General features: G+C 67.3%; 4 protein-coding genes. All 4 read right to left on the bottom strand.

Annotation, left to right across the window (positions count from 1 at the left end; genetic code table 11):
- Window positions 1-1,524: bifunctional phosphoribosylaminoimidazolecarboxamide formyltransferase/IMP cyclohydrolase (gene purH / locus AX735_RS12600; protein ID WP_066280643.1), on the bottom strand; the 1,524-nt coding region annotated here is incomplete at its 3' end.
- 4 nt (window positions 1,525-1,528) lie between these two features.
- Window positions 1,529-3,379, bottom strand: a complete 1,851-nt coding sequence (locus AX735_RS12605; RefSeq protein ID WP_082751075.1) for a heparinase II/III domain-containing protein — start codon at window positions 3,377-3,379, stop codon at window positions 1,529-1,531.
- Window positions 3,376-4,038 carry a ribulose-phosphate 3-epimerase gene (gene rpe / locus AX735_RS12610; protein WP_066280645.1) on the bottom strand — a complete coding sequence of 221 codons (663 nt, stop codon included), beginning with the start codon at window positions 4,036-4,038 and terminating at the stop codon, window positions 3,376-3,378. The genes AX735_RS12605 and rpe overlap by 4 nt, the downstream gene beginning before the upstream one ends.
- A gap of 85 nt (window positions 4,039-4,123) precedes the next feature.
- The coding region (locus AX735_RS12615; RefSeq protein WP_066280657.1) for an RsmB/NOP family class I SAM-dependent RNA methyltransferase at window positions 4,124-5,153 on the bottom strand (1,030 nt) is incomplete at its 5' end.

A 5,153-nucleotide genomic window follows, 5' to 3' on the forward strand; every position in this document is an offset into this window, starting at 1 on the left:
CACCTCATCGTCGCGCATAGATCCGCCCGGCTGGATCACCGCCGTCGCGCCCGCCTCGACTGCCGCCAGCAGGCCGTCGGCAAACGGGAAGAACGCGTCCGAGGCGACCGACGAGCCGACGGTGCGCGGCTCTGCCCAGCCATAGGTTTCCGCCGCCTCGCGCGCCTTGGCAGCGGCGATGCGCGCGGAATCGCGGCGGTTCATCTGGCCCGCGCCGATCCCGGCGGTCGCGCCGTCCTTGGCATAGACGATCGCGTTCGACTTGACGTGCTTGGCGACGGTCCAGGCGAACAGGCAGTCGGTCAGTTCCTGCTCGGTCGGCGCGCGCTTGGTGACGACCTTCAGGTCCTCGCGCGCGATGCGGCCATTGTCGCGCGACTGCAGCAGCGCGCCGCCCGCGATCGTGCGCAGCGCGATGCCGCCGCGCGCGGGGTCCCACAGATCGCCGGTCAGGATCAGGCGCAGGTTCTTCTTCTTGGCGAACACCGCCTTGGCCGCATCATCGGCATCGGGCGCGCAGACGACTTCGGTGAAGATGTCGCTGATCGCCTCGGCGGTCGGGCCGTCGAGCGGACGATTGACGGCGATGATGCCGCCAAAGGCCGACACGCTGTCGCATTGCAGCGCTGCCTTGTAGGCGCTGACCAGATCGTCGCCGCTCGCCACGCCGCACGGATTGGCGTGCTTGACGATGACCACGGTCGGCGGGCCGTCGCGGAATTCGGCGACGAGTTCGAGCGCCGCATCGGCATCGTTGAGATTGTTGAAGCTCAGCTCCTTGCCCTGGACCTGGCGATGATCGGCGAGCGACCCGCCCGGCGCGAAGGCGGGCAGATAGAGCGCCGCGCTCTGGTGCGGGTTCTCGCCATAGCGCAGCGCCTGGCCCTTGCGGAACGGCACCGAGAGCTTCTCGGGATACATCTCGCCCTGATCGGCAAAGGCAAACCAGCTGGCGATCATGGCGTCATATTCGGCCGTCGCGGCATAGGCCTTGGCCGCCAGCTTGCGGCGGAAGGCAAGCGTGGTCGCGCCGCCGCTCGCCTGCATCTCCTGCGCCAGCGTCGCATAATCGGCGGGGTCGGTGACGATCGTGACGAAGGCATGGTTCTTGGCGGCAGAGCGCACCATGCTGGGGCCGCCGATATCGATATTCTCGATGATCTCATCGCGCTGGGCGCCCTTGGCGACGGTCGCGGCAAAGGGATAGAGGTTGACCACGACCAGATCGATCGCGCCGATGCCGTGCGCTTCCATCGCCGCGACATGCTCTGCATTGTCGCGCACCGCGAGCAGCCCGCCATGCACCATCGGGTGCAGCGTCTTGACCCGGCCGTCCATCATCTCGGGAAAGTCGGTGATCTCGGAAATGTCGCGCACCGCAAGGCCCGCGTCGCGCAGCGCCTTGGCGGTGCCGCCGGTGGAAATGAGCTCCACGCCATGCGCCGCCAGAGTGGCGCCGAGTTCGGCCAGGCCGCTTTTGTCGGAGACGGAAAGCAGCGCGCGCTTGATCGCAATGTCGGTCACGTGATTATCCCATATGCTTGATAAGCCAGCCGTAATTGCCGCCGCCCACCGATGCGGTGCCGGACAGGACAATTTGCTGGCTGGGCCTGATCTGCCCGTTTTCATCCACCCAGAGGCTTTCCTCGAGCGTTACCTTGCTGGCGGCGGAGCGAAACTGCCACAGCGATCCATCGGCGACACGCAGGAACACGCCCCAGCCATCGGTCGCCAGATGCGCCTCGACATCCACGCCCAGGTGGAAGCGGATCGCAAAGGGCACATCGCCCTGTTTCTGACGGCCGAAGCCACGCCCGAAACCGCTCTTGGCGGCGGGCAGCAGCACGTCCTCGCCGCGCAATTCGCGACCGTCGCTGCGCAGCACGAGCAGGCGGCGGTGGATCAGGCCATAGCGCTTGGCATAGCCATCGTGCGTCATGTCGAGCCGCGCGGCATCATCGCTGTCGCGACGGTCGAGCTCGACCAGACCCACGCCCTTGCCGAGCTGACCTTTGGCCAGCACCGAGGTGCTGTTGGTATCGTCGAGGCACAGGGTCGAATGCGCAGCCGTGGCGCGCAGCCCCGTGGCAAGCTCGGGCGGCATGTCGGGGGCAATCGCACTCGCGCCGCCGCAATTGACGATCAGCCGATACGGGCCGTGGCTCATCTCAAAGGCGAGCGTGGAAGCGCAGCCCATTACCGCGTGCCGCGCCATGGCGGGCGTTCCGGCATCGACCAGCACCACCGTGCGCCCAGCGGGGACGCGCTGATAGCCCCAGTGCCGCGCATCGCGCAGAGGCCGCGCGCGGATGCCGCTCGCGCGGATCAGCGTGGACATGGTCTCGGCAGAGATGCCCGGCGCGCCCTGCCAGCTGCCCAGGCTTCCGTCGTGGTGGGTCAATCCCTGCAACGCCGGCACCGCGCGGCTCAGCGCCAGTTCGACAATCGGCGAAAGCAGCTCGCCGCGTGCAGCATAGACCGCGCGCAGCATGGACAGCACCGTGATCGCTTCGATCTGCGCCAGCGGCGAGCGTGACAGGGCACCGCCATCCTCGCCCATGAACCCTTCGATCGCGCGCTTCAGCCCGGCCTCACCGAAAATGCGGCGCGGCTCGCCATCGGGCAGCAGCAGTGCGGCACCGACCACGCCGGCCCAGGCCGTGACCCGTGCGAGGCCTTCCGGCGCCTTGTCGGCCACATGGTCGAGATGCCGCGCGGTGCTGGCGAAATTGCGCAGCACCCGCGAGCGATAGACAAGATCACTGCTCGACAGGATCAGCGGCGCATGTGCGGCGCAATTGAGCATGCGGCGCGCGGCCAGATCGGCGCGCCAGGCGGGATCGGCGACCGTCTCGAGATTGGCATCAAGCCACTGGTCGACCAGCTTCTCGGCGATCGGCACGCAGGTTTCGCGCGGTGCCGCTGCGGCCAGATCGCGCAGCCAGGCAAAGCTGTGAATGTAATCGAGCGCCTCGGGCGGCGCCTGGAGCGTCGCGAAGTTGAGCTTGGCAAATTCGATCCGCTGGCCCGCAACCTGAAAGAAGCCGGCGCGAATGGCCTTGCCGCGCCGCGCATCGCCGGGAAACGGATCGTCGGGCGCGGCCAGCAGCCGCAGCGGCGAGCGACCCTTGAGCCGCAGCTTGTGCAGCGGCGTGCGCCAGGTCATCCGATAGAAATAATGGACGATGCTTTCGGTCAGCGACAGGCCGCGATCATTTTCCACCCGCACGAGCTGCTTGCGTGCCGATTGCGGGCTGTCCTCGATCAGGTCGGGGCGGGATTCGAGGTCCGCGCCGATCAGCGGCAGGCGGCGTTCTTCCTCACTTGCCTGGGCTGCGCGGGCGCCTGTCCGGCGGCTCTCGGACAGGACATCGCTCATTGGCCCTTCAGCTCCCGAATGTTGGCGGCATACCGATCGGGCCCGCCCTTGAAGCTCGCCGTGCCCGCGACTAGCACGTTCGCCCCGGCATCCACCGCCTGGGGCGCGGTGATGGTATCGATGCCACCATCGACCTCCAAATCGATCGCGCGGCCCGATTTGGCGATCATCTTCGCGATCGCCTCGATCTTGCGCAGCTGGCTGGAGATGAAGCTCTGCCCGCCAAAGCCGGGATTGACGCTCATCACCAGCACAAGGTCGACTTCGTCGATCAGATAGTCGAGCATCTTGGCCGGGGTTGCGGGGTTGAGCACTACGCCCGCCTTCTTGCCCAGCGACTTGATGAGCTGCACCGTGCGGTGGACATGCGGCCCCGCCTCGGGGTGCACGGTGATGATGTCCGCGCCGGCATCGGCGAACGCCTGCACATATATGTCGACCGGCGAAATCATCAGATGCACGTCGAACGGCTTGGTCGTGTGCGGACGCAGCGCCTTCACCACCGCCGGGCCGATGGTGATATTGGGCACGAAATGCCCGTCCATCACGTCGATGTGAATCCAGTCCGCGCCCGCCGAGTCGATCGCGCGCACTTCCTCGCCCAGACGCGCGAAATCGGCGGACAGGATCGACGGAGCTATCAATGGGGGCTGCGGCATAGGCCTAGCCGCTTAAACCTCAACATCTTGTGGAGCAAGGCGCTTTGCGGCGCTTTTCCACATGATTTGGCCCAGAGCCGGACAGTCAGGCCTGATGGCGCAATCGGGCCATGAAAAAGCCGTCGAGCCCGCCCGCGTCCGCCAGCATGCCGGGCAGGGTGCGCACCTGGCCCAGAGCATCGGGGGCGATGCCAGAGGGAAGCTCATCGGTGACAACGGGATCGATCGTGTAACGGCTGTCATCGGCAAGGAACCGGGCAATTACATCCTCGCCCTCGGCCCTTTCGAGCGAGCAGACCGCATAGACGAGAACGCCGCCGGGCTTCACCCAGTTCGATGCCCGTTCCAGCAGCAGCAATTGCTGCTGCGCGCGGTCCTCGATATGGCGCGCGCCGATGCGATAGAGCACGTCGGGATGGCGGCGGAAAATGCCGGTGGCGCTGCACGGCGCATCGAGCAGTACGGCATCGGCCTGGTCGTCGGGCCGCCATTCGAGCAGATTGTCGGTAATCGTTGCCGCATCGAGGCCGGTGCGCTTAAGATTCTGGCGCAGGCGCTTCAACCGCTTTTCCGAATTGTCGAGTGCGGTCACCTGCCAACCGGCAGCGGCGAGCTGCATCGTCTTGCCGCCCGGTGCCGCGCAAAGATCGAGCACGCTGCGACCATTGCCCTTACCGAGCAGTCGCGCCGGCAGGCTGGCGGCGAGATCCTGCACCCACCAGTCGCCCGATTCGAACCCGTCGATCTGCTCGATCGCTCCCGCGCGGGGCAGACGGACATGGCCGGGCGCGAGCGAGGTGCCGCCAAGCTGCGCGGCGGTGGCGGCAGTCGCGGATGCGTCGGCGAGGCTGAGGTCGAGTGGCGGAGGGCTGCCCAGCGCGGCACTCGCGGCCTCGGCCATCGCCTCGCCCCAGAGCGCGGTCCAGCGGTTGGCGGTGGCGGGCGGCAGCTCGGGCGCAGGCAGGGCAACGCCTGCGCGCATCAGGCTGCCGAACACGCCATGCGCCAGCTTGCGCGGACCGCCCTGCAGCAGCGGCAGCGCGGTCGCGATCGTCGCATGCGGCGGAGTTTCGAGCGCCAGCGTCTGCGCGAGCATGATCCGCAGCACCATCCGC

This window comes from Blastomonas sp. CCH1-A6 (assembly GCF_001556365.1).
In the GTDB taxonomy this organism is placed as follows: Bacteria; Pseudomonadota; Alphaproteobacteria; order Sphingomonadales; family Sphingomonadaceae; genus Blastomonas; species Blastomonas ursincola.